The organism is Pseudomonas sp. NPDC089547, from assembly GCF_050280665.1.
GTDB lineage: Bacteria > Pseudomonadota > Gammaproteobacteria > Pseudomonadales > Pseudomonadaceae > Aquipseudomonas.
The window spans coordinates 87,406-111,332 of sequence record NZ_JBNNVS010000021.1 but is presented as its reverse complement, the minus strand read 5'-3'; the positions used below and the strand labels follow the sequence as shown (position 1 = coordinate 111,332).

Annotated in this window: 20 protein-coding genes; 13 read left to right on the top strand and 7 right to left on the bottom strand. The window is 64.3% G+C overall.

Annotated features, from left to right (window positions below; translation table 11 throughout):
• Positions 1-482: 482 nt before the first annotated feature.
• The 12 genes from ACQKPZ_RS16485 (at position 483) to ACQKPZ_RS16430 (ending at position 15,277) form a co-directional block, all read left to right on the top strand.
• The gene (locus ACQKPZ_RS16485; protein WP_427540011.1) at positions 483-1,274 is read left to right on the top strand and encodes a class II aldolase/adducin family protein; all 792 of its coding nucleotides are present in this window, start codon (positions 483-485) and stop codon (positions 1,272-1,274) included.
• 3 nt (positions 1,275-1,277) lie between these two features.
• Positions 1,278-2,264: an ABC transporter substrate-binding protein gene (locus ACQKPZ_RS16480; RefSeq protein WP_427540008.1), complete on the top strand. Its 987-nt coding sequence runs from the start codon at positions 1,278-1,280 to the stop codon at positions 2,262-2,264.
• Between the two features lie 161 nt (positions 2,265-2,425).
• Positions 2,426-4,864 carry a TonB-dependent receptor plug domain-containing protein gene (locus tag ACQKPZ_RS16475; protein WP_427540005.1) on the top strand — a complete coding sequence of 813 codons (2,439 nt, stop codon included), beginning with the start codon at positions 2,426-2,428 and terminating at the stop codon, positions 4,862-4,864.
• A 50-nt stretch (positions 4,865-4,914) separates the two neighbouring features.
• A complete protein-coding gene (locus tag ACQKPZ_RS16470) occupies positions 4,915-6,234 on the top strand; it encodes an LLM class flavin-dependent oxidoreductase (protein ID WP_427540002.1) in 1,320 nt (439 codons plus the stop codon).
• 9 nt (positions 6,235-6,243) lie between these two features.
• Entirely contained in the window at positions 6,244-7,839 is a 1,596-nt protein-coding gene (locus ACQKPZ_RS16465; protein ID WP_427539999.1) for an ABC transporter substrate-binding protein, read from the top strand.
• Between the two features lie 2 nt (positions 7,840-7,841).
• A complete protein-coding gene (locus ACQKPZ_RS16460) occupies positions 7,842-8,786 on the top strand; it encodes an ABC transporter permease (RefSeq protein WP_427539996.1) in 945 nt (314 codons plus the stop codon).
• On the top strand, positions 8,783-9,628 hold the full coding sequence (locus tag ACQKPZ_RS16455; protein ID WP_427539993.1) for an ABC transporter permease: 846 nt from the start codon (positions 8,783-8,785) through the stop codon (positions 9,626-9,628). The genes ACQKPZ_RS16460 and ACQKPZ_RS16455 overlap by 4 nt, the downstream gene beginning before the upstream one ends.
• Positions 9,625-11,238: a dipeptide ABC transporter ATP-binding protein gene (locus tag ACQKPZ_RS16450; RefSeq protein WP_427539990.1), complete on the top strand. Its 1,614-nt coding sequence runs from the start codon at positions 9,625-9,627 to the stop codon at positions 11,236-11,238. Before ACQKPZ_RS16455 ends, ACQKPZ_RS16450 begins: the two co-directional genes overlap by 4 nt.
• A gap of 170 nt (positions 11,239-11,408) precedes the next feature.
• Positions 11,409-12,644: an SfnB family sulfur acquisition oxidoreductase gene (locus ACQKPZ_RS16445; RefSeq protein ID WP_427539987.1), complete on the top strand. Its 1,236-nt coding sequence runs from the start codon at positions 11,409-11,411 to the stop codon at positions 12,642-12,644.
• Between the two features lie 13 nt (positions 12,645-12,657).
• Positions 12,658-13,317 carry a methionine ABC transporter permease gene (locus ACQKPZ_RS16440; protein WP_427539984.1) on the top strand — a complete coding sequence of 220 codons (660 nt, stop codon included), beginning with the start codon at positions 12,658-12,660 and terminating at the stop codon, positions 13,315-13,317.
• 18 nt (positions 13,318-13,335) lie between these two features.
• Positions 13,336-14,148 (top strand): MetQ/NlpA family ABC transporter substrate-binding protein, encoded by an 813-nt coding sequence (locus ACQKPZ_RS16435; RefSeq protein ID WP_427539981.1) that lies wholly within the window; start codon positions 13,336-13,338, stop codon positions 14,146-14,148.
• 46 nt (positions 14,149-14,194) lie between these two features.
• On the top strand, positions 14,195-15,277 hold the full coding sequence (locus tag ACQKPZ_RS16430) for a methionine ABC transporter ATP-binding protein (protein ID WP_427539978.1): 1,083 nt from the start codon (positions 14,195-14,197) through the stop codon (positions 15,275-15,277).
• A gap of 17 nt (positions 15,278-15,294) precedes the next feature.
• Here the strand turns inward: ACQKPZ_RS16430 and metC are convergent, their stop codons facing one another.
• The 6 genes from metC to ACQKPZ_RS16400 form a co-directional block, all read right to left on the bottom strand.
• Complete coding sequence (gene metC, locus ACQKPZ_RS16425) at positions 15,295-17,997, bottom strand: cystathionine beta-lyase (RefSeq protein WP_427539975.1); 2,703 nt, start codon at positions 17,995-17,997, stop codon at positions 15,295-15,297.
• A 90-nt stretch (positions 17,998-18,087) separates the two neighbouring features.
• Positions 18,088-18,678, bottom strand: coding sequence for a cysteine dioxygenase (locus tag ACQKPZ_RS16420; RefSeq protein ID WP_427539972.1), 591 nt, complete (start codon positions 18,676-18,678; stop codon positions 18,088-18,090).
• 29 nt (positions 18,679-18,707) lie between these two features.
• On the bottom strand, positions 18,708-19,526 hold the full coding sequence (locus ACQKPZ_RS16415; RefSeq protein WP_427539969.1) for an amino acid ABC transporter ATP-binding protein: 819 nt from the start codon (positions 19,524-19,526) through the stop codon (positions 18,708-18,710).
• The gene (locus ACQKPZ_RS16410) at positions 19,516-20,196 is read right to left on the bottom strand and encodes an amino acid ABC transporter permease (protein ID WP_427539966.1); all 681 of its coding nucleotides are present in this window, start codon (positions 20,194-20,196) and stop codon (positions 19,516-19,518) included. Before ACQKPZ_RS16410 ends, ACQKPZ_RS16415 begins: the two co-directional genes overlap by 11 nt.
• The gene (locus ACQKPZ_RS16405) at positions 20,186-20,917 is read right to left on the bottom strand and encodes an amino acid ABC transporter permease (protein WP_427539963.1); all 732 of its coding nucleotides are present in this window, start codon (positions 20,915-20,917) and stop codon (positions 20,186-20,188) included. The genes ACQKPZ_RS16410 and ACQKPZ_RS16405 overlap by 11 nt, the downstream gene beginning before the upstream one ends.
• Positions 20,917-21,756, bottom strand: a complete 840-nt coding sequence (locus tag ACQKPZ_RS16400) for a transporter substrate-binding domain-containing protein (protein WP_427539960.1) — start codon at positions 21,754-21,756, stop codon at positions 20,917-20,919. Before ACQKPZ_RS16400 ends, ACQKPZ_RS16405 begins: the two co-directional genes overlap by 1 nt.
• A 360-nt stretch (positions 21,757-22,116) precedes the next feature.
• On the opposite strand from ACQKPZ_RS16400, the gene ACQKPZ_RS16395 reads away from it, so the two are divergent.
• Positions 22,117-22,974: a LysR substrate-binding domain-containing protein gene (locus tag ACQKPZ_RS16395; RefSeq protein WP_391134169.1), complete on the top strand. Its 858-nt coding sequence runs from the start codon at positions 22,117-22,119 to the stop codon at positions 22,972-22,974.
• Here ACQKPZ_RS16395 and ACQKPZ_RS16390 read toward each other — a convergent pair whose 3' ends face one another.
• Positions 22,975-23,886 carry a GntR family transcriptional regulator gene (locus tag ACQKPZ_RS16390; RefSeq protein WP_391134172.1) on the bottom strand — a complete coding sequence of 304 codons (912 nt, stop codon included), beginning with the start codon at positions 23,884-23,886 and terminating at the stop codon, positions 22,975-22,977.
• Positions 23,887-23,927 lie beyond the last annotated feature (41 nt).

Here is a 23,927-nt window from a genome sequence, read left to right as displayed (position 1 = left end):
TAGAACTTCAGGTAACTAACTGATTTAGCAGGGACCCTGTGGGAGCGGGCGTGCCCGCGAACACCGGCGCAGCCGGTGCCATGCACCGTGTTGGATTCTTCGCGGGCGCGCCCGCTCCCACAGGGTACGCGGAGCGCCTGCCAGCATCAGTTCTCTGCGCGACAGCGCAGAGAACTGAGTTCGCAAGCGGCCCGCATACCCTGTGGGAGCGGCTTTAGCCGCGAAGAATCCAGCGCGGTGCATGGCACCGGCTGCGCCGGTGTTCGCGGGTCAAGCCCGCTCTTACAGAGTTCTCTGCCGACTATGGGCCCAGAACTAAAATGCGATAGTTGGATATCCATCTGATTTTTTATTCTGAAAAATAATAATAAAAATAGATCAAAACAGTATTTCTGCCCCTCGCCCCCGCTTGCTACAGTCCTTTCAGACCCGACCCCTCGCACGGTGGAGGCGCCCGATTCATCCACCTGCGAGTACGCCCCATGAGCCATAGCATCGCCCGCCTGCCGAACCACAACCACCGCCTGCAAATCAGCGCCCCGACTACCCACGCCGATCCCCACGCCGAACGCCTGCACCGCAAGCAACGCCTTGCTGCATCGTACAGGCTGTTCGCCGAGCTGGGCTTCGAGGTTGGCCTGGCTGGGCATTTCACCGCCCGCGATCCGATCGAGACAGACCACTACTGGATCAACCCGCTGGGCGTGCCGTTCTCGCAGATCCGCACCAGCCATCTGCTGAGGGTCAACGGTCAGGGTCAGGTCGTGGAGGGTGACGGGCTGCTGAACACCAGTGCCCTGGAACTGCACTACGAGTTGCAGAAGGCCCGCCCGGAGGTAGTCGGCATTGCTCATCTGCACGGCTTCCACGGCCGGGTCTGGTCGTCCCTCGGCCAGCTGTTCCAGCCGATCACCGCCGAGTCCTCGGCCTTTGTCGGCGAGCAGGTACTGTTCGACCGCCATGCCCTGGGCACCGCCGATCGCGACCTGGTGGCCCACGCCTTCGTCGAGACCTTCGCCGGCAACAACCTGCTGGTCTGGCAGAACCATGGCTTATGGACCACCGGCCAGACCGTGGAGAGCGCGGCATGGCGCTTTATCCTTGCCGATGACACCGCCCACGCTCATCTGCTGGCGTATTCCGCCGGCCAGCCACGCATTCCGCAAGCCGGCGAGGACAGCTTCGATCCGGCCCAGCGGGAGTTGTTCGGGTGGTTGAACTTCCTGCCGCTGTGGGACCGTATCGTCCAGCAACAACCCGATCTGCTGGACTGAGCCATGAATATCGACCTCCACCGCCGCCGGTTCATCCAGCGCAGCGCCCTGCTCGGACTCGCCGCTGGCATGGTTCCGGCGCTGGCGAACACCCCAAAGGCACTGCGGGTCTGGCGCTACAAGGGCCAGGCCGCAAGCTTCCTTGGCGATGCCGGTCAGGCCGCCACGCCCTATCCCGTGGAATGGGTGGACATTCCCGGCGGGGCCATGGTCCTCGAAGCCTTCGCCAGTGGTAGCCTCGACTACGCCTTCATGAGCCCGGTGCTGCCGTTGTTCGCCAGTGCCGCCGGCAATCCGCTGGTGCTGATCGCCAGCTACCAGGGCGAGCAGAACCGCAGCGGCCTGATCGCCAAGCGCGGCAGCGGCATCCACTCGATCGCCGACCTGAAGGGCAAACGCATCAGTTTCGTGCGCGCCACCGACACCCACTACCTGATGCTCAACCTGCTACGCGACAACGGCCTCGCCCTTGACGATGTCCAGGCGCGCCCAATGCCAGCGCGGGATGCGCTGGTCGCGTTCCAGAACGGCCATCTGGACGCCATCATCGCCGGCGGCATCGGGGCGCTCCAGGCACTGACGCAAATGGACGGCGAACTGCTGGCTGACGCCGGCCGCTACCCGTGCAGCAATTACCTGATCGCAACCACCGCGAAGGTGCTGGCGCAACCGGGCAAGCAGGCGCAGATCGCCGATTTCCTCGAACGCGAGCGTGCCACATGGGACTGGGTGGAGCGCAATCCGCAGGCCTGGGCCGCGCGCAACGAAGCCCTGACCGGCATTTCCCGCACCCTCTACCTGCAACAGTTCGACCAGCGCCAGCGGCCATGTCGCCTGCTCCCGGTCAGCGACCAGGACATCGCCGCCCAGCAGCGCATCGCCGATCTTTTCCATGACAGCGGCCTGCTGCGCCAACCGGTAACGGTCCGCGACTTCTGGGATCGACGCTTCAGTTCCTTGCTCAGCGGCCAGGAACCCGCAGCGGCATAAGCGTACCGGCGCGCGCCGGACGAGACACAGGCACGCCGAACCACGGGAGCGATGGACCTTCCGCGGGCCCGGCCATGCCTGGAAAACCTGAAACAACCTATGAGAGCCCGCTCGATCGCACATCCAGGGCCTGACTGCCAACCGTATTCCTAGGAACCGTCATGAAGTCCGTATTCACTCCCTTGTCCATGGCCCCGGCGCTGCTCGCCGGCTACCTGTTCAACCCACTGGCGCTGGCCGCCGACAGCGACACCGCGCTTGGCACGGTGATCGTCACCGGTTCGCGCGGAAGCGAGGTGCGCACCGTTACCAGCAGCCCGGCACCGATCGATGTGATCGACAGCAAACAGCTCGAACAGACCGGCTCCAGCAGCCTGCGTGAAGCCCTGCAGAAAACCCTGCCGTCATTCTCCCAGCGCCCTTCCGGCACCTCCAACGACAGCGTCGCCCGCCCCTACAGCCTGCGCGGCCTGAACGGTTCCAACGTGCTGGTGCTGGTCAACGGCAAGCGCCGCCACAACAGCTCGGTGATCAACCTCGACTCCACTGCCGCCTACGGCACCAACCCGGTGGACCTGGACATGATCCCGGTCAGTGCCATCGACCATATCGAAGTGCTGCGCGACGGTGCCTCGGCACAGTACGGCTCCGACGCCATCGCCGGGGTCATCAACATCATCCTCAAGCAGCACGACAACGGCGGCTCGGTCAGTACCCAGTATGGCCAGTACTACGAGGACGGCGACGGCGGCAACCTGCGCCAGACCCTCAACCAGGGCCTGGCCCTGGGCGATAGCGGCGGCTTCTTCAACTACACCCTGGATGCCAAGTCGGTGCAGACCGCCACCCGCTCCCGCGAGGCCACCGGCAACTTGTACTTCCCTGGTGACCCGCGCAATGCCACAGCCGACCGTGAAGTGCAGAAGAATGGCCTGCCGAAGATCAAGGCCATCAACCTGTCGTACAACGCCGAACTGCCGGTGAGCGACGCTCTGACCCTGTACTCCTTCTCTACCCTGAGCCAGCGCGACGCCAAGGGCGGACAAAACTATCGACGGCCGAACTCGACCAACATCATTCCAGAGATCTACCCGGACGGTACTGCTCCCTTCTATACCCTCAAGGAAACCGACTACCAGGCCGCGGCTGGCGGCAAGGGCGAGATCGCCGCCTGGCACTGGGACCTCAGCTCCACCTTCGGCCGGGCGAAAAGCCAGGCCGGCGCCGACGAGACCCTCAACGCCTCGCTCGGCCCGGGCAGCCCGACCCATTTCGACACCTACACCAACACCTTCGACCAATGGACCAACAACCTCGACCTGACCCGAGCCTTCGAGGTCGGCCTGAGCAAGCCATTGCAAGTATCCTGGGGCCTGGAGCACCGGCACGAGCGCTACAAGACCGAGTCGGACGACCCGCTGTCATGGATCAACGGCGGTTATATCTACCCCAGCGGCCCACTGGCCGGGCAACCTGGTTCGGTCGGTGCGCAAGGTGCGATTACCCTCACACCCGAGGACGAAGGCCAGGCCAGCCGCAACAGTTACGCCAGCTACCTCGACGTCGGTTTCAACCCGACCGAGAAGCTTTACCTGGGGGCCGCCGCGCGCTTCGAAAAATACGACGACAGCAGCGGCAATACCCGCAGCGGCAAGCTGACCGCGCGCTATGATTTCACCCCGACCTTTGCCATACGCGGCACGCTGAGCAACGGCTTCCGTGCGCCGTCGCTGTCGCAGTCGACCTACGCACAGACCGCCAACCAGTACACCACGGTCAATGGCGTCTCTCAGTTCGTCGAAGCCAAGACCGCCCGGGTCGATTCGGCGCTGGCCAAGGCCCTCGGTGCCGAGGACCTGAGCCCGGAGAAGTCGCGCAACATCAGCCTCGGCCTGACCTGGCAGCCATTGCCACAAGCCAGCGTGACCCTCGATGCCTACCAGATCGAGATCCGCGACCGCATCGCCCTGACCGGCTTCCTTTATGGCAACGGCGTCGATCAGGTCCTCGTGGCCAACGGCTACAAGCCCGGCTACCGCATCAAGTACTTCACCAATGCCGCCGACACCACCACCCGCGGCATCGACCTGGTGGCCGACTACCGGGTCGACTATGGCCGGTTCGGCCAGGTCAAGTACGGCATCGGCGCCAACTACAACAAGACCGAGATAGACGACATCAAGCAGACCCCAGCCACTCTCAGGGCCGCTGGCAACAATCTGGAACTGTTCGACCGTGTGGCCCAGGGTTACCTCACCGTGGCCAACCCCAAGACCAAGCTGATCCTCAGCGCCAACTGGCAGATCGAGCGCTTTACCATCAACGCCGCCGTGACCCGCTATGACAAGGTCATCGCTCGCGACGCCAACCCCGACTACGACGTGACCTACGGCGCCAAGTGGCTCACCGACCTGGAAGTGGCCTATGCGCTGACCGACAACTTCGATATCGCCGTGGGCGCCAACAACCTGTTCGATGTACGTGCCGATAACAACGCCTTCCCAGCCGGCGACGTCAACGGCTTCCCGAAATTCGGTTCGATCTCGCCGTTCGATCCGTATGGCGGTTTCTGGTACACCCGCATCGCCTACAACTTCTGACCCCAACGATCGAGCGCCCGCCTCGTTCGGCGGGCGCCAGGAGAATGTTCATGAGCCAAGGCCAGTTCGTACTCGGCGCCTTCATCCCCGGCACCCTCAGCGGCAGCGCCTGGCGCCTGCCGGAGGCGCCGCTGGATACCTTCCGCAGCCTCGAGCACTACCAGTACATCGCCCGCAAGCTGGAAGCCGGGCGGTTCCATTCGCTGTTCTTCAACGACACCCTCGACGTCAAACTCGACCTGGCCCTGCAGCGCGGGCCCAACAGCGTGCGCTGGGACCCTCTGATCCTGGCGCCGGCGTTGGCCGCCAGCACCCGCCATATCGGCCTGATCGCCACTGCCAGCACCACCTATAACGAGCCCTACAACGTGGCGCGCAAGTACGCCGCGCTGGACCATCTGAGCGGTGGCCGGGCCGGCTGGAACCTGGTCACCTCCCTGGGCGGTGGCGAAAACTTCAATCGCCAGGAGCATGTCGAACATGACGACCGCTACGCCCGCGCCGAGGAGTTCTACGACGTGGTCAGCGGCCTGTGGGACAGCTGGGCCGACGACGCCTTCATCCAGGACAAGGCCAGCGGCATCTGGCTGGACATCGACAAGTTGCATGTACTGGGTCACCAGGGCGAGCACTTCCAGGTCCGCGGCCCGCTCAATGTCTCGCGCTCGCCCCAGGGCCATCCGGTGGTGGCCCAGGCTGGTGCTTCGGTGGCGGGCAAGCGTCTGGCGGCGCGGGTGGGTGAACTGATCTTCACCGCCCAACACACCATCGAACAGGGTCGCGCCTTCTATCAGGAAACCAAGGCCGCGGCCGCCGGGTTCGGGCGGGGCGCGAATGAACTGAAGATCCTGCCGGGCGTCTCCCCCGTGGTCGGCAAAACCCTCGCCGAAGCCCAGGCCAAATATGACCGCCAGCAGGAACTGCTGGAGCCGAAAGCCTTCCTCAGTTCGATTTCGAAGTTCGTCAGCCTCGGCTACGACCTGTCCGAACTGCCCTTCGACGAAGTAGTGCCATTGCCCCCCGAGCAGTTCACCACCAACACCCACCAGAGCCGGCAGAAGCTCGTGTTCGACCTGATACGCCGCGAGCGCCCGACCGTGCGCCAGCTGTTCAACCAGCTCACCTCCGGCGGCCATCGGATACTGATCGGTACGCCCGAAAGCATCGCCGATGACCTGCATGCCTGGTACGAAGCGGATGCCGCCGACGGCTTCAACATCATGTTCAGCGGCCTGCATTCGGCCATCGACGATTTCGTCGACGGTGTGGTCCCCGAGCTGCAACGCCGTGGGTTGTTCCAGCGCGAATACGCCGGTACCACGCTGCGGGAAAACCTCGGCCTACCCTACCGCGCCAACCGGTTCTTCTGAGGAACGTCCATGATTCGACCCCTGGCAATCCTGGCCATCGCCGTGGCCCTGGCCGGCTGCGACAGTAAGCCGGAGCAATCGGCCGCCACCGGCACCCCGGCGCAGCCGCAGACTGGCGGTGTACTGAGCGTAGCCTTCGACGGCGACCCGAACTGCATCGACCCGCAGCAGGCCGGCAACAACACTGCACTCAACGTGGGGCGGCAACTGGTCGACTCGCTTACCGACCAGGACCCGCAAAGCGCCGAGATCCTGCCCTGGCTGGCCGAGCGCTGGGAAGTCAGCGAGGATTCGCGGCAGTTCGATTTCCACCTGCGCGAAGGGGTGACCTTTGCCGATGGCAGCCCGCTGGATGCGGCAGCGGTGAAGGCCAACTTCGAGGCGATCGTCGCGCTTGGGGCGCGTGCGCAACTGGCCGGGACCTATCTGGCGGGCCTTGAATCGGTGGACGTCACCGGCCCGTTGAGCGTGCGCGTCACGTTCAGGCAGCCCAACGCCCAGTTTCTCCAGGCCAGTTCAACCATGAGCCTCGGGCTGTTTTCCCTCGACACCTTGAAACGCACTGCCGAGGAGCGCTGCCAGGGTGCCCTGGTGGGTTCCGGGCCGTTCACGGTGAACAGCTTCGCTCACAACAGGCTGGTACGCATCGAGGCCCGCCCCGATTACCACTGGCCGTCTTCGATTGCCGCGCACCAAGGCCGCGCCTGGCTGGACGCCATCGAATTCCATGTCCTCCCCGAGTCCGGCGTACGCCTGGGCAGCCTGCTGTCCGGGCAGATCGACGTGAACACCAGCGTGCCGGTGCAGGACGAAGCGGTGCTGCAAGCCCAGGGCGTACCCTCGATCAATCGCCTCAACCCGGGCATCGTCTTCAGCCTGACGCCGAATGTCTCACGGGCGCCGCTGGATGAGCTGGCGGTGCGCCAGGCGCTGAACAAGGCCATCGACCGCAGCCAGTTCCAGGGGGTGATTTCCCGTTACCAAAAGCCGGCTACGTCGGTGCTGGCGAGCAGCACGCCGTTTTACCAGGATCAGAGCAGTCACCTGGCCTACGATCCGGCGGGTGCGCAAAAGCTGCTGGATGACGCCGGCTGGCGCAAGGGTGCCGATGGCTGGCGCCAGCGCGACGGCAAGCGGCTAGGCTTCGCCCTCGACTACTGGCAGGCCACCACCCCGGTGCTGGAGCTGGTGCAGCAACAGCTGCGCACGATCGGCGTCGAGTTGCGCCTGAACAAATCCACCATCGGCCAGGTCAGCCTGCAACAGACCTCTCTCGACTACAGCCTGTGGTTCTTCAACCTCACCCGGGCCGATCCGGACGTACTGCGCACGGTATTCCTGTCGCCGGGACGCAACGTCAACGTTCGCGCACCGCTGCCACTCGACCGGCTGCTGCTCGACTCGGCGGCCAGCCTCGACGGGCAGAAACGTGGCGCACTGATCCAGCAGGCCAGCGCCGAGTTGCTGGACCTGGGCCATGTGATTCCGCTGGTGGAAATGGCCACCGTCACCGCTTTCCGTGATGTCGTTCGCGGCCTGCACTACGAGGCTTCGACGCGCCTGCAATTCTACGACACGTGGCTGGCACAACCAGGAGGCCAATGAGCATGCACACCTCTGCACTCTGGCGTCTGGCCCAGGCCTTGCTGGTGCTGTGGGCGGCCTTCAGCCTGTCGTTCGCCATTCTGTATGCCCTGCCGGGCGATCCGATCGGGATCCTGCTCGCCCAAGGCGGCGAGCCGGGCACGGCGGATCCGGCACAGGTCGCCGAACTGCGTGCCCGCTATCACCTGGACGGCAGCCTCTGGCAGCAATACGGCGGCGCCCTATGGCGGCTGTTACACCTGGACCTTGGCGTATCGCTGCAGACTGGCAAGCCGGTCACGGCGGCCCTGGCCGCGGCACTCCCGGCGACCCTGGCCCTGGCCTTTGCCGCGCTGCTGATCGCCGTGCCGCTGGGAATCGGCGTGGCATTGGCGGCCCACCAGGTACGGCGGCGCCCGCTACAGGCGGCGCTGCACAACGCGCCGGCACTGGTGGTATCGCTGCCAACCTTCTGGGTCGGCCTGCTGTTGCTGCAACTGTTCTCCTTCCGCCTGCACTGGCTGCCGGCCATGGGCGATCACGGCCTCGCCAGCCTGGTGCTGCCGGCACTCACCCTGGCCCTGCCCTGCGCCGCAATGATCGCCCAGGTACTCGGCCGCTCCATCGCCGGCGTCAGCCGCCAGCCCTTTGTCCAGGCCCTGCGCAGCAAGGGGGTCGGGCGCTGGTCGTTGCTGTGGCGGCATATTTTGCATAACGCCTCGATCCCCCTGCTCAGCCTGACCGGCACCTTGCTCGGCAACCTGCTGGCCGGCGCAGTAGTCACCGAAACGGTGTTCTCCCGCGACGGCGTGGGCCGCCTGGCCCAGGCTGCAGTGGCCAGCCAGGACATCGCCGTGGTGCAGGGCGTGGTGCTGCTCGCGGCGACCGTGTTTGTGCTGACCAACCTGCTGACCGACTTGCTCTACCCACTGCTGGACCCGCGCATTCGCCAAGGGAGGCGACCATGATCCTGCAACCCGCCATTTCCTCGTCGCCATCGTGGCGCCACCGGCCTGGCTTGCCGGTGGCGCTGAGCCTGGTGCTGTTCCTGCTCCTGCTGGGCTGGGCGTTCTTCCCCGGGCTGTTCACCGGCCTCGACCCGCTGCTCGCCGACCCCACCCGTACGCTGCGCGCGCCCTCGGCGCAGCATTGGTTCGGCACCGACCATCTGGGCCGCGACCTTTACGCCCGCTGCGTGTATGGGGCGGCGCTGTCATTGCAGGCCACCGCCATCGCGGTGCTGATCGCCCTGCTCGCCGGGACCCTGCTCGGCGGCATCGCCGGCTGGTTCGGTGGTACTGCCGACCGGGTTCTGGCGGTGCTGGTGGAGGTGCTAATGGCGATTCCGGCCCTGTTGCTGGCCATGGCCATCGTCACCGCCCTTGGCTTCGGCACGCTGGAGATTGCTATCGCGGTCGGGCTGTCGTCGGTCGCGGTGTTCGCCCGGCTGGCCCGGGGCGAAGTCCTGCGCTGGCGCAGCCGGGTATTCGTCGAAGCCGCACAAGTGGCCGGCGTTGGCGCCTGGACCAATCTGTGCCGGCACGTCCTGCCCCATGCGGCCAGCCCTTTGCTCGCCCTGGCGGCACTGGAGTTTGCCGGTGCGGTACTGGCGGTCTCCGCCCTCAGCTTCCTGGGCTTCGGTGCCCCGCCGCCGCAACCGGAATGGGGCCTGTTGATTGCCGAGGGGCGCAACTACATGGTCGCCGCCTGGTGGTACACCACCCTGCCGGGGCTGGTGGTGGCCAGCGTAGTGCTCGCCACCCAGCAACTTGGCCGGGGCTTGCAACGTCTTCAGGGAGAACACACATGAGTGTACCGTTGGTGCGTGTCCGTCAGTTCGGGGTCGAGTATCCGGGGGCGGCGCAGGCCGCCGTGCAGGAGCTGGACCTGGACATAGCGGCAGGCGAGATCGTTTGCCTGGTCGGCGAATCTGGCTCCGGCAAATCCACCACAGCCGCGGCGCTGGCCGGCTTGTTGCCGGAGTCGGCGCGCCAGCACGGGCAACTGTGGCTTCAGGGGCACGCACTGGCCAGCCTCGACGAGCACGCCTGGCGCCAGCGTCGCGGTCGCCTGGTCGGCTTTGTGCCGCAGGACCCGGGTACTTCGCTGGACCCGGTGAAGACTATCGGAGCCCAGGTGATAGAAACCATGACGGTGCACGGTGTGCCCCTGGCCCAGGCCCGTCCGCGTGCCCTGGAGCTGCTGCGGGAAGTCGGGCTGAAGGCGCCGGACACCCTGCTCGCCCGCTACCCCCATCAACTGTCCGGTGGCATGTGCCAGCGGGTGCTTATCGCCATTGCCCTGGCCAACGACCCGCCGCTGCTGATCGCCGACGAGCCTACCAGCGCCCTGGATGTGAGCGTACAACGGCAAATCCTCGACCGTTTGCAGCAGTTGGTCCGCGAGCGCGGCAGCAGCCTGCTGCTGATCACCCATGACCTGGCGGTGGCGTTGGATCGCGCCGACCGCATTCTGGTGATGCGCCACGGTCGCTTGCTGGAGAGCGGTACACCGGCGCAACTGTGGCATGCCCCGGAGCACCCTTACACCCGCCAGTTGCTGCAGGCCTCGCCGCTGGCGCGTTTGCAACAGCGCCGCGTGGCGCCAAGGGTGAGTCGGGAACCTCCGCTGCTACAGGTTACCCAGCTGCATCGGCGCTTCGACAAACACGGTGCGGCGGCTGTGGATGGCGTCAGCTTCAGCCTGCAACGGGGTACCACCACCAGCCTGGTGGGCGAGTCCGGTTCGGGCAAGTCCACCACGGCGCGGATTATCCTGGCCCTGGAGCAGGCCAGCTCGGGCAGCGTGCGCTTCGACAGCCTGGAGGTGCTCGGGGCCGGTCGCCGCCAATTGCACGGTTACCGCCGGCGGGTGCAACTGGTCTACCAGAACCCCTATGCAGCACTGGACCCACGCCAGGATCTGCTTGCCATCATCAGCGAGCCGCTGCGCGCGTTCGGAATAGGCCAGCGTCGGGACCACCGCGCGCGGGTACTGGCACTGCTGGAGCGGGTCGGCTTGCCGGGCGAGCTGCTGCATCGCCGCCCTGCCCAACTCTCCGGCGGGCAACGCCAGCGCGTGGCGATAGCCCGGGCGCTGGCGGCGGAACCGGAGCTGCTGGTGCTGGACGAACCGCTATCGGCGCTGGATGCACCGGTGCAAGCGCAGGTGCTGGACCTGCTGCAAGGTTTGCAGGAAGAACTTGGCTTGACTTACCTGTTCATCTCCCACGACCTGGCAACGGTACGCGGCATCAGTGACCAGGTGCTGGTGATGAGCCAGGGCAGACTGGTGGACCAGGGCCCCACCGAAGAGGTGTTCGGGCGACCGGGGAGCGACTATACGCGGCGTTTGCTTGAGGATATGCCGGGACAGTTGATGCCGGAGGCTGAAGTGCAAACCAGGGCCGCCAATCTCTGAACATCGAGCGCTGTTTACCCGGCAACAGTGAAGCAACAGATTGCTACAGTTACCGTACAGTGATCCAAGCAGTTAAATGCCAACATCTATATGATTTTATTCGTTTTATTCGGTGGCACAGGTTTTGCGAGAGGACAGTTATCGGACCCTGTCGAAACGAGACCCGCGCCATGCCTTACTACCCTGTTGACCCTGCCACCTGGCGCCCCAGCCGACCGGCCCAACCCGCTACACGTATCACCAGCGATGCCCAGGCGATAGAAACAGCCCATGCCTTGGCCAAATTGTTTGCCGAGGGCGCCCTGGAACGTGACCGTCAGCGCGCCCTGCCCTTTGCCGAAGTGGAGGCTTACTCACAAAGCGGCCTGTGGGGCATCACCATCCCCAAACAATACGGCGGTGCAGCCGTCTCTCAAGTGACCCTGGCCAAGGTCTTCGCCATCCTCGCCGCCGCCGATGCATCGGCTGCGCAGATCGCCCAGAACAGCTTCGAAATCATCGACGTGATTCGCTTGTCGGCCAGTGAGCAACAGAAACAGGCGCTATTCGCCGCAGTGCTATCCGGGCTGCGTCTTGGCAACGCCTTCTCGGAGTTCGGCGGCAAAAACGTCGAGGATTTCCAGACCCGCATCAGCGCTCACGATGAGCATCACAAGGTGCTCAACGGTCGCAAGTTCTACTCCACCGGTGCGCTGTTCGCCCACTTGGTGCCCATCGTCGCACTTGATGACCACGACCACGTCATCGTTGCCATCGCCGACCGTGATACACCAGGCTTGAGCGTGATAGACGACTGGTCAGCCTTCGGCCAGCGCACCACCGCCAGCGGCACGGTGCTGCTGGAAAACGTAGTGGTGCCCAACGAGCGTGTACTTCCGGCGCACATCGTCTACGAGAACCCCAGCGCCGTTGGCCCTCAGAGCCAGCTGATCCATGCTGCCATCGATGCCGGTATCGCCCGTGGCGCGCTGCAGGCCACGGTTGAGTTTGTCCGTAGCAAAGCCCGGCCCTGGATTGACAGCGGCAAAGAGCACGCCAGCGATGACCCGTTCACGGTCGCTGCGGTTGGCGATCTGTTCATCCGGTTGCACGCAGCCGAAGCGCTACTGGAGCGGGCCGGCCTGCAACTGGACGCGACCATTGCCGAACCGACGCTCGACAGCATCGCCAAGGCCAAGATCGCCGTGGCCGAAGCGAAGGTGCTGACAACCGACATCGCCCTGCTCGCCGCCAACAAGTTGTTCGAACTGGGCGGCACTCGCTCGACCTTGCAACAGAACGGCCTGGACCGCCTGTGGCGCGATGCCCGCACCCACACCCTGCATGACCCGGTGCGCTGGAAGCCTTATGCGGTCGGCCAGTACTACCTCAACGGCGTAAATCCCCCACAGCATTCGTGGATCTGAGGGGAGCCTGTTGATGAATTTTGACCAGATCGACTGGACCCAGATCACCGACGCCACCCTCGACACCTTGGCCATGCTTGGCGGCGCGCTGCTGTTCACCGTGCTGCTTGGCCTGCCGTTGGGCGTGCTGCTGTTTCTGACCGGGCGCAAGCAACTACTGGAACAGCCAGCACTGTATGGGCTGGTGTCTTTCGTGCTGAACATCGTGCGTTCCGTGCCGTTCATCATTCTGCTGATTGTACTGATCCCTCTCACCACCCTGGTCACTGGCACCTCCCTCGGTGTGCGCGGCGTCATCCCGCCACTGGTGATCGGCACAACCGCGTTCTTCGCACGCCTGGTGGAGACCGCCCTGCGTGAAGTCGATCGCGGCCTGGTAGAGGCCAGCCAGTCGATGGGCGCCAGCACCTGGCAGGTGATCTGGTACACCCTGCTACCCGAAGCGCGCCTGGGCATCATTTCGGCAATCACCGTCACTGCCATCGTGCTGGTCGACTATACCGCCATGTCTGGCGCCATCGGCGGTGGCGGCGTCGGCGACCTGGCCATCCGCTATGGCTATCAGCGCTTCCAGACCGAAGTGATGATCGTCACCGTCGGTCTGCTCATCGTTCTCGTCCAGCTGCTGCAAGCCTCCGGCAACCGCCTGGTAATCCACTTCACCCGCAAATAACCGCCAAGGAAACACACCATGTCGTTCATCAAGCTCATCGTTTCCAGCCTGGCCGTCAGCGGCCTGTTGCTGGGCGCCGCCCAGGCCGGGGAAAAACTCGTGATAGGCGCCAGCCCGGTGCCACACGGCGAAATCCTCGAATTCATCAAACCCATCGTCGCCAAACAGGACGTCGATCTGGATATCCGCATCTTCTCGGACTACATCCAGCCCAACGCGCAACTGGTGTCCAAGCAGCTCAGCGCCAACTACTACCAGTACCGGCCTTTCCTCAACGACTACAACCGTGAGCGCGGCACGAATCTGGTGTCTATCGTGCCGGTGCACATCGAGCCCTTCGTCGCTTACTCGCAGAAGATTACCAACGTCACTCAACTGGAAGACGGCGCCAAAGTGGCGATCCCCAACGACCCGGTGAATGGCGGGCGTGGCCTGTTGCTGTTGCAGAAGCTTGGCCTGATCAAGCTCAAGGGCAAGGCCGAACTGGACAGCCCGGAAGACCCGCTGCCAACGCAGAAAGACATCGTGGAAAACCCCAGGCATCTGAAAATCGTCGAGCTGGAATCGGCGATCCTGCCCCGCGCCCTGAGCCAGGTTGAGCTGGCAGCGCTGAATGGTAACTACGTGCTGGAAGCCAAACTGCCGCTGGACAAATCGCTGTACATCGAGAAAGGCCAGGATGGCAAGAACATCTGGGCCGAGTACCTGGTGACTCGCCCGGAAAACAAGGATGACAAGGCGATCAAGATCGTCGCCGAAGCGCTGAACAGCGATGCGACCCGTGAATTCATCAAGGCGCGCTACAAGGGCGCAATCTATCCGGCGTTCTGATTGAACAGTGCCGATCACTCCCGCGCCAGGCGAGGGAGTGATCTTTATGGAGCAAGACGACACCATGAGCACCCAAGCTGCACCGCAACCCCACATCCGCCTTGAACAAGTCTGCAAGCACTATCCCAACGGCGTCGAGGCGCTGCGGGGTATAGACTTGCACATTCGCCGTGGCGAGGTGTTCGGCATCATCGGCCGCAGTGGCGCGGGTAAATCCTCGCTGCTGCGCATGCTCAATGCCCTGGAGAACCCCAACAGCGGCAAGGTATTCATCGACACCGATGACATCGGCAACCTCGAAGGCCCGGCCCTGCGCAGCCTGCGCCGGCGGGTGTCGATGATCTTTCAGCATTTCAATCTGATGGCCACTCGCACCGTGGCGCAGAACATCGCCCTGCCGCTGCGCATGGCCGGCGTATCGCGCGAAGAACAGACACGCCGGGTCGATGAACTGCTGCAACTCGTTGGCCTGGAAGCACGCCGTGACGCTTATCCGGCGCAGCTCTCCGGCGGGCAAAAGCAACGTGTCGGCATCGCCCGCGCCTTGGTGCTGCAACCGCAGATCTTGCTGTGCGACGAAGCAACCTCCGCCCTTGACCCAGAAAGCACCCAGGCGATCCTGCAACTGTTACGCGACATCAACCGACGCCTCGGCCTGACCATCGTCCTGATCACTCACGAGATGGGCGTGATCCGCGAAATCTGCGACCGTGTGGTGGTGCTCGAACAAGGCAAGATCGCCGAACAGGGCGAGGTCTGGCAAGTCTTCGGCGAGCCACGCAGCGCGGTCACCCGCACGTTGCTCGGCACCCTCGAACATACCCATGACGACCTGAGCGGCAACACCGGCGAGCACCTCATCGACCTGCACTACAGCGGCCGCAACGGCCTGGAACCCGACCTGGCCGCCATCGGCCGCGGTCTTGGCGCACCTACACGCTTGCTCCACGCCAGCCTCGACCGTATCCAAGGCTACGCCATCGGCCGCTTGCGCCTGGCGGTCCAATGGCACCTGGGTGAGGATGCTCTGCTTGATCGCGCCAGGCGCCTGGCGGATCGCGTCGACGTGCTGGACACCAAGCGCCCTCAAATCGCGATCGACCAGCATCCCATACGAGCCGTCATTTAGAACCCTCCCTTTCGCGGTTATGAAGCGCTCTGTCGCAATGCCTGATCCAGGTCCCGCTGGAGAGACGCAACATCCTCCAGCCCCACATGCAAGCGCACAATCACTCCACGAGCGGCAGTTGCGAACTGCCGGCCAGCCACCTCCGACAGCATCACCAGGCTCTCGTATCCGCCCCAGGAAGCACCGATGCCGAATAGCCGCAAGCCGTCCGCGAAGGCTTCGGCCTGGCCGTGGGCCGCATTGGCAAGCTCGAAACTGAGCAGACCATTGCTGCCCTTGAAGTCTCGCTGCCACAACGCATGGCCCGGGTGCTGCGGCAACGCCGGGTGGTACACACGCGCCACCGCCTCGTGCCCCTGCAACCAGTTAGCAATCTCAAGCGCCTGGCGTTCGTGCACTGCCATCCGGCTGGCCAAGCTGCGCGCACCACGCAGCACCAGCCAGGCATCATCCGCACCCACGGTGCAGCCGCAGGTATCGCTGCTGCGCGACAGCGCGGCGAAGGCTTCACGGGTGGTGCACACGCTGCCCATCATCACATCACTGTGCCCGCCCAGGTATTTGGTCAGGGCCATGACAGAAATGTCCGCCCCCAAGGCCAGCGGTTGGTACAGGTAGCCCGAGCCCCAGGTGTTGTCCACCGCCAGCAGGATCCCCCGCGGCTTGCACAGGGCGGCCATGGCCGGCAGGTCGTTGAGCTCGTACAACAACGAGCTTGGGCTTTCGCTGTAGACCATGCGGGTGTTGGGCCGCAAGGCCGCTTCAAGCCCTCGGCCATCGGCCGCGAAATACTCCACCTGCACGCCAAACGGTTGCAGCAGCTCACGGGCCAGGCGCCGTACCGGGCCGTAGACGCCATCGCTGATCAGCAGGTGGTCACCCGGGCGCAGGTAAGCCAGGAAGGTCTGGGTAATGGCCTGCAGACCGGTGGCGAACAGCTTGGTGCGGTAGCCACCCTCCAGTTCGCTGACCAGATCCTCCAGGGCAAAGGCCGTGGGATTGCCGCGGGCACCGTAGCTCAGTACCCGTTCCTGATCGCGCTTGCTACGGGCTTCCTGCAGGTCGGCGACACTGTCAAACAGCACCGTGCTCAGGCGACTGACCGGCAGGTTGACGGCCTGGGCGCCCTGCCCGACACTGCCACGGCCAGCGTGCACCAGGCGTGTTGCCACTGGGTCGAACTGGATCAGCGGCGTGAAGCTTGCAGTTTCCTGAGGATTCATCTGCGCAATCAGGCCGGTCTCCCAGGCCAGGTACTGGCGCGCCGCGGCTTTGTTGCCGGCGTGACGATCGTGCACAAAGAACAGGAAGTCGATGCACTGGGCATCTGGCAGCGAAGTGTCATTCTCGACCTGCGGCCATTCCCCCAGTAGCCCCACTGGGAACAGCCGCGCCGCATGGCGCTGAGCCTCGGGCAGTTCGTTCACGGCCAGCTGCGCGACCTGCGGGTCATCAGCGATGAACACCAGGCGTCGGGTTTCAGCAGCCACCTGTGCGGCCAGCCGCGGACGGATCGCCCACTGCGCACCACGCAGGTGGCGCCTGCGGTAGGCGCTGCTCGCACGCACGTCCAGCAGCAAGGCGTCCTCCAGCTCGGCCGCGCTGGCTTCGGCCAGGCCTGGTGCCGGCACAGGCCGGACAGCCAAGGCAAGGCCACTGACCAGACCACCCTCGAGCACGTACGCCTCGTGCCCCATCTGCCGCAGCCAACTGGCGACCACCGGAGCGCGCACACCGTCGTCATCGAACAGCACCACCCGCGCCTTGCGTACCCCGATGTACAGGTCTGTACCCTGGATCAGCTGTCCCCCGGGGCAATGCTGAGCGCCGGGCAAGCTGCCGGCGGCGAACTCCTCCGGCGTGCGTACATCGCACAGGAACAGCGAACGCTGGGCATCCTGCTGCCAGAGCTGTACCTCCTTGGCCGAGGCCCACTGTACCGCAGCCCTTCGTGCCAGCGCCGTGGCCCGATCCCGCTGCTGTTGCAGCGCCTTGTTGCTGTGCGCCGGATAACCACGCTGGCCGCCGTGCTCCAGGGGCAAGTCCACCAGGTGCCAGCCCTGGGTGCCATTTTCCAACGCGAAGACCGGGTTGCCGATGCCCAGGTTGATCAAGGTCTGGGCACCGATGATGCTGCGGGTGCGCCCGGCGCAGTTGATCACGACCGGTATGTGCGGGTCGCTCACCAGGTCTTCCAGACGATAGCCCAGCTCGCCATTGGGGCAGCAGGTGGCACCGGGGATGTTCATCTTGGCGAACTCCTCGAGCGGCCGACCGTCGAGCAGCACCAGCGGTTTGCCCTGGCGCTGCCAGTCGGCCAGCTGCAGCGCAGTAATGCGCGGGGTGTGGCAGGCGTGTTCGACCAACTCGCCAAACGCCTTGGACGGCAGGTGCACCCCGGCGAACAGCTCGAAGCCTGCGGCCTTCCAACCCAGACTGCCACCCTGTAGCCAGTGCACGTCTGTGTAGCCCAAAGCCTGTAACCGTCGGGCGCCACGCTGGACAAGTTCGTCGCCGGTTTCGTCGTACACCACCACCCGTACTGCCGGGTTAGGCGCCAGGCGCGGTGCTTCGATTTCCAGGCGGCTGTATGGCAGGTTGACAGCGTAAAACAGGTGGGCTTCGCCATACTGGCCATGCTCGCGCAGGTCAAACAGGGCGATTTCCTGGCCGTCGAACAGCCAGCTGTGCAGCTGCGCAGGGGTAATGCTGGGGGTCATGGGACGCAGTCCGTGGTCGTTTCTGGAATGGGGGTGTATTGCGGGCACTGGCCTCATCGCGTGGCGATCCCGCGATAAGGCCCAAGCGCATCAATGGCCGTAAGCGGCGATCGAAGGTGCCATCTGCGACTTGTTGTAGTTCACCACGCTGCCGTCATCCTTGACCCCGTAGCGGTTGTCCAGCGACTCCAGCGGCCGGCCATAGAGGTGAAAGTGCAAGGTCGGGCTGCTGCCCTCGACGCGAATGCCGTGCAAGTCATCGCCAAGGAACGCCACCGAAGTGCCCGGCTGCACCAACACCTCACGCTCCAGCGCCAGGCTGGCGCGGGCCGGATCGCTACGGTCGTCCTCGCGGCGGTACACGCGGTTGAGCTCCTGGCCCTCGACGGCAACGATGATCGCCCAGGTTTCGTGGTTGTGCGGCAAGGTCGCCTTGCCTGGCAGCAGCGAGTTGACGTAGAGCGTCGGCGACTCGCCGTCGTCGTTCAGGCGGTAGCGGTACTGGGTTTCGCCGGTGGCCGCATCCGGCGCCGGGAACCGCTCGAAATTGAACAGCTCGCGACGCTCGGCCAGGCCTTCGAGCAGCACGACAATCTGCTGCAGGGCGGCGCGGTCCACGCCACGTTCATGGATGGCGCGCACTTGCGCGAGGAACGGCTGGATCACGGAATCCTGGGACATGGTCAGTCTCTCTTGTGGGGAAACGGTAGTCATACGCTGAGGCTGTAGCGCCCCAGGTTACTCAGTACATCGGGGGCCGGGCGGCTGGGGCGGTGCCCGCCCTCGCCCAACGCATGCTGGAGAAACGCGCGGGTACGCTCGTGGCTGGGGGCACGGAACACCTGCCCGGCGCTGCCGTGCTCGACAATGCGACCGTGTTCGGTGAAATACACCTGATCACTGATTTCCTCGGCAAAGCGCATTTCATGGGTGACCAGCACGCAAGTCATGCCCTCCTCGGTCAGCTCGCGGATCACTGCCAGCACTTCGCCCACCATTTCCGGGTCCAGCGCCGAGGTGACTTCGTCAAACAGGATCAGCTTGGGGCGCATGGCCAGGGCACGGGCAATGGCCACCCGCTGCTGCTGGCCACCCGACAGCTCACCCGGAAAGGCCGCAGCCTTATGCCCAAGGCGCACCTTTTCGAGCAACGCCAGGGCCTGATCCCGGGCCTCGCCACGGCTGCGCCCCAGCACCTTGGTAGGGGCAATCAGCAGGTTGTCGAGCACGCTCAGGTGAGGGAACAGGTTGTATTGCTGGAAGACGAAGCCCACTTGCTTGCGCAAGGCGATCAGCCCGGCCTCGCCGCGCAGCTGTTCGACCTGAGTGTCACCGATACGAATGCTGCCGCGCTGGGGCCGCAGCAGGCCGGTCATGCAGCGCAGGATGGTCGACTTGCCCGACCCGGACGGGCCGATGATCGACACCGCCTGGCCGGCCTGCACGTCCAGGTCGATGCCGCGCAGCACCGGGTTGTCGGCAAAGGCCAGGTGCACGTCACGCAGCTGGATCAGGGGTTCAGAAGGCATAGCGGCGCTCCAGGCGTTGAGTCAGACGGGCAATCGGGTAGCAATAGGCGAAGAACAACGCCAGCACGCTGAAGTACACCAACACGGTGAAGCCGCTGCGGTTGACGGTGTTTGCAGCGACCTGAGCGCTGTCGATCAGGTCATGCACACCGACCAGCGAAGCCAGCGCGGTACCCATGGTTACCACTGCGTACAGGTTCATCCACGGTGGCAACATGCGCCGCAGGCACTGCGGCAGAATGATCGAGCGCAGAATCTGCCCGCGGCTGAAGGCCAGCGAGCGCGCGGCCTCCCACTGGGTGGCCGGAATCGAGGCGACAGCGCCGCGCAAGATTTCGGCCACGTTGGCACTGGCCGGCAAGGCCAACCCCACAGTGACCTTGAGCCAGTCGGGGAACGCGACCCAAGTACCGCCCACCTGCACATCGAAGGGAAACACGTACGAGGTGAAGTAGATCAACACCAGCCAGGGCGCATTGCGAAACACCTGCACCCACAGCCGCGCAATAACGCGCAAGGACGCCAGCGGCGACAGCAGCAGCGCCCCCACCAGCAAGCCCAGCAATGTGCCAAGGCCAATGGCGCCGACGCTAATCTGGATGTTCTGCAACAGACCCGCGCCCAGGGTTGGTGACCAGTGCCACAGGGTAGCGAGGTTTTCAGTGGCCATAACCAGGCATCCTCAGGCGCGCTTCCACGGCGCGGCCGGCACAATTGACTGCAAAGCTCAGCAGCCCGAAAAAAGCCAGGATCAAAATCATCAGCTCAACGACGTTGTCGCCCTGGGTCCAGATCATGATCGAGGCGTAGGTGATGTCGTTGACGGCGATGGCCGAGGCCACGGCGGTCATCTTCACCAGGTCGATGAGGTTGTTGACCAGCGCCGGCAAGGCGAAGCGTAAAGCCAGCGGCAACTGCACCTGCAGCAACTGCTGGCGACGACTGAAGGCCAGCGAGCGGGCCGCCTCCAGGGTAACCGCCGGTACCGCCTCGATGCCGGCGCGCAGGGCCTCGGCATGAAAGGCGCCTTTGTGTAGCGAGATCACCAACACCACCCAGGCGAAGGGTGTCATGGGGTTGGCGCTGCCCAGGCTCTGGTTGATCAGCATGTTCAGCACCAGGAAGGCACAGTAAAGCTGCACCAGGGTCGGCGTGTTGCGGGTGACCTCGATGAAGGCCCGCGCGGGCCAAGCCACCCAGCGCCCGGAGGTCACCGCTGCGGCCAGCAACACACCCACCATCAGGCTCCCGATGATTCCGCACAGGCACAGCCATAACGTGGTCAGCGCGCCCTCCACCAGCTTGCCGCTGGCGTAGCCATCGAACAGAAAGCCGTAGTCCAGGCCAAGTCGGGCAAGCTGCCCTACCAGCCAGTGCAGAGCATCACTCATCAGGCGCCTTCGCCCTGCAGTTTGGCGCGCAGTTCTACCAGCGCCGGTGAAGCCGGGGTGATGTGGTTGGCCTGCTCACGCTCGATCAGCCAGCCACTGCGGTGCCATTGCTTGACGAAAGGGTCCAGGCGCTGCTGGGTGTCGGTTTCGCCCAGGCGGGTCCAGATTACCGACGGCGCCGGGTTCAGCTCGGGGGTAATGGCGCGGTAGCCGCTCCACTCGCCGCCCTTGGCCAGCAGCGGGTTGATCAGCGTGGCGTCGTGCACGGCGGCCACGCAGTTGTTGCCGCGCAGGGCCAGCAGCGACTCGGCGGAGGTCTTGAAGGCTTTGATGTCCGCGCCCAGGCCTACCAGCGCCTGGGTATAACTGCTGCCCTGGCTGGTGCACACCGCCTGCCCCTTGAGGTCGGCCCATGTCTTGAGCGGGCTGTCCTTGGCCACCGCAGCGCTGCCACCGACGCGGTAGAACGGTGTGGGTACGTGGCCAAGCAGCTTGTCGCGCTCGGCGGTCCACTCCATGTTGGCGATCAGAAGGTCGACCTTGCCCTGCTGCAAGAACTGCACACGGTTGGCTGGCTGTACTGCGACCAGGTCCACCTCGACGCCTAACTGGCGAGCCAGGTCACGGGCCAGGTCAACGCTGAAACCGACGGGTTGGCGGATGCTGGGGTCGATGGCGCCGAATGGGCCGCCCGACAGCACCACCCCCACCGCCAGCTTGTGGCGCTGCTGAATCTTGTCCAGGGTGGCGTCGGCGTGGGCCAGGCTACTGGCGGTGAAGGTTGCGGTGACCAGCAACGATGCAAACAGCCCGCGGCGGGTAACGGTGGACAGCGACATGGTGGGCTCCTCATCCCGGCAGCCGGAACACCCGGCCAATGAGGGCGCATGCTAGGAAGTTGCCAGATCGAGGGGAAATTCAAATATTGACTATCGTTATAACTATGTTTGTGCTCCTGCGCCCTCAGAAAGGCATATGCCAGCAATCGTTGAGCTTTTTTCTGGCTCGAGTTTGCGTGAGAGGCATAAAACATAACGGATCATTATGCTTTTCTACCGGTCATTGATGTAAGAATGCGATATTCGTGGCAGCGAGGTTGCCCCGCGATGAGGCCACCAGGGTTGGTCATACAGACTGATCGAATGCCATTGCGGGCCAGTCCGCCCCCCATTACCGCCCCTCACTCACAGGCCTGCCCCATGACCACTCCGAACCTGGACCTCGACCTGCTGCGCACCTTCGTCGCCATCGCTGACCACGCAAGCTTCGCCAAGGCCGGCCGTCACCTGGCCCGCACCCAGGCATCGGTGACCCAGCACATGCAACGCCTGGAGCAGCAAGTGGGCGTGGCGCTGCTGCGCAAGCAGGGCCGGCACAAGTCACTGACCGACACCGGCCGCCAACTGCTGCGCCACGCCCGGCAGATGCTCGCGCTCAACGACGAAGCGCTCGCGGGCCTGCGTCACGACGGACTGAGCGGTGTGCTGCGCATCGGCTCACCCCACGACATCGCCGATACCATTCTGCCGCCATTGCTTAGCCACATCGCCCGCTCGGCCCCCAATCTGCGCCTGGAGATCGACGTCGGCCGTAGCCCGTTCCTGATGGAAGACCTACAGCGCGGCAAGATCGACATGGTCATTTCCACCCGTTCGGCACCCGGCCTGGAAGGCTTCGCGCTGCGCACCTCGCCAGTGTGGTGGATCTGCGCCGCGCAATATCAGCATGTTCCGGAAGAACCGCTGCCATTGGTGCTGGTGGACGACCCCAGCCTGTACCGCAAACTGGCCGTGGAGGCGCTAGAGCAGGCCGGCATCGCCTGGCGCCAGGCTTACCTTGCGTCAAACCTGATTGGGGTCAAGGCCGCGGTGCGGGCGGGCCTGGGCATTACCGCACGCAGCCAGGAGATGGTCGGCCCCGACATGCGTGTGCTGGGGCAGAGTGACGGCCTGCCGCCGCTACCGGACGTCACCTACCACCTGTGGGTGCGAGCCAACTCGGTCAACCCGCTGGTGCGCCAGGCCTATGCGATGGTGCGTACCAGTGCAGGGTTGTGATCAAGCCTCAACAGGCAGCTCAACTGCCTCAAACAACTCAGCTGCAACTTTATGCCGGCGAGCTTGCTCCAGGTGCTTTCGCATATGGTCAGCGGCTGCCAGCCGATCACCTTTTTCAAGGCATGCAAGGATCGCGAGATGCTCGACCGCCTGCTCCCGCCTGGGTGCACGCTTGCTAGCCTGGCGGTACTCCACCAGACGGCGAAGCTGGTCCAGGCGACGAACCGTCTGAACGTGAAATCTGTTGCCGGAAAAACTGGCAAGCGTCTCGTGGAACTGAGCATTCGATTCGAACAGTTCCTGAGGGGTCATGGTCAGGTAGCCGCCATCTGCAATGAATTGCTGCTGTTTCTTGCAGCGAGCCATGGCTTCGGTATCGATCATGAACGTTGGGGCAAGCAGCCCTGCCGGTTCGATGATCGCCCGGAAGGAATAGCTCTCTTCATAGGCTTCGACCGAGTCGATCATCGGCAAGAACTGCCAGCCCTGGCCGGCACGCTGCTCGATCCAGCCCTCCTGTTGAATGCGGCTCAACACGCCACGCAGCATATAGCGTGAAATGTTGAATAAACGCATCAAGTCCGTTTCTGCAAACTGCTCAGGAATCTGCCCGTTCAGGCGCATCACCGCGATCTGCTGATAGATCGGATCGTCGATGGAGACCGATAAATCCTGGGCAATTTCGGCCAGATCATCGTAGGGCTTGGCCAGGAAAAAGCCGCGGTTGCGGTCCTGGCTGAGCATTCCTCGCTCAGCGAGGTAGTTCAGAGCAATCTTGATAGGCGTGCGTGACGTCTTCAAAGCCTTGGCCAGCCCTAGCTCCGAGACGTGCTGCCCTGCGGCCAGTTGCTCTTGGCGGATATAGGCAACGATATCGCGAGCTACGCGGGCTTGAAGAGGCGTCAGATTCATGTCTTTTCCGTGTTGGGGCATGGGATTGCGGGGCGCTTACC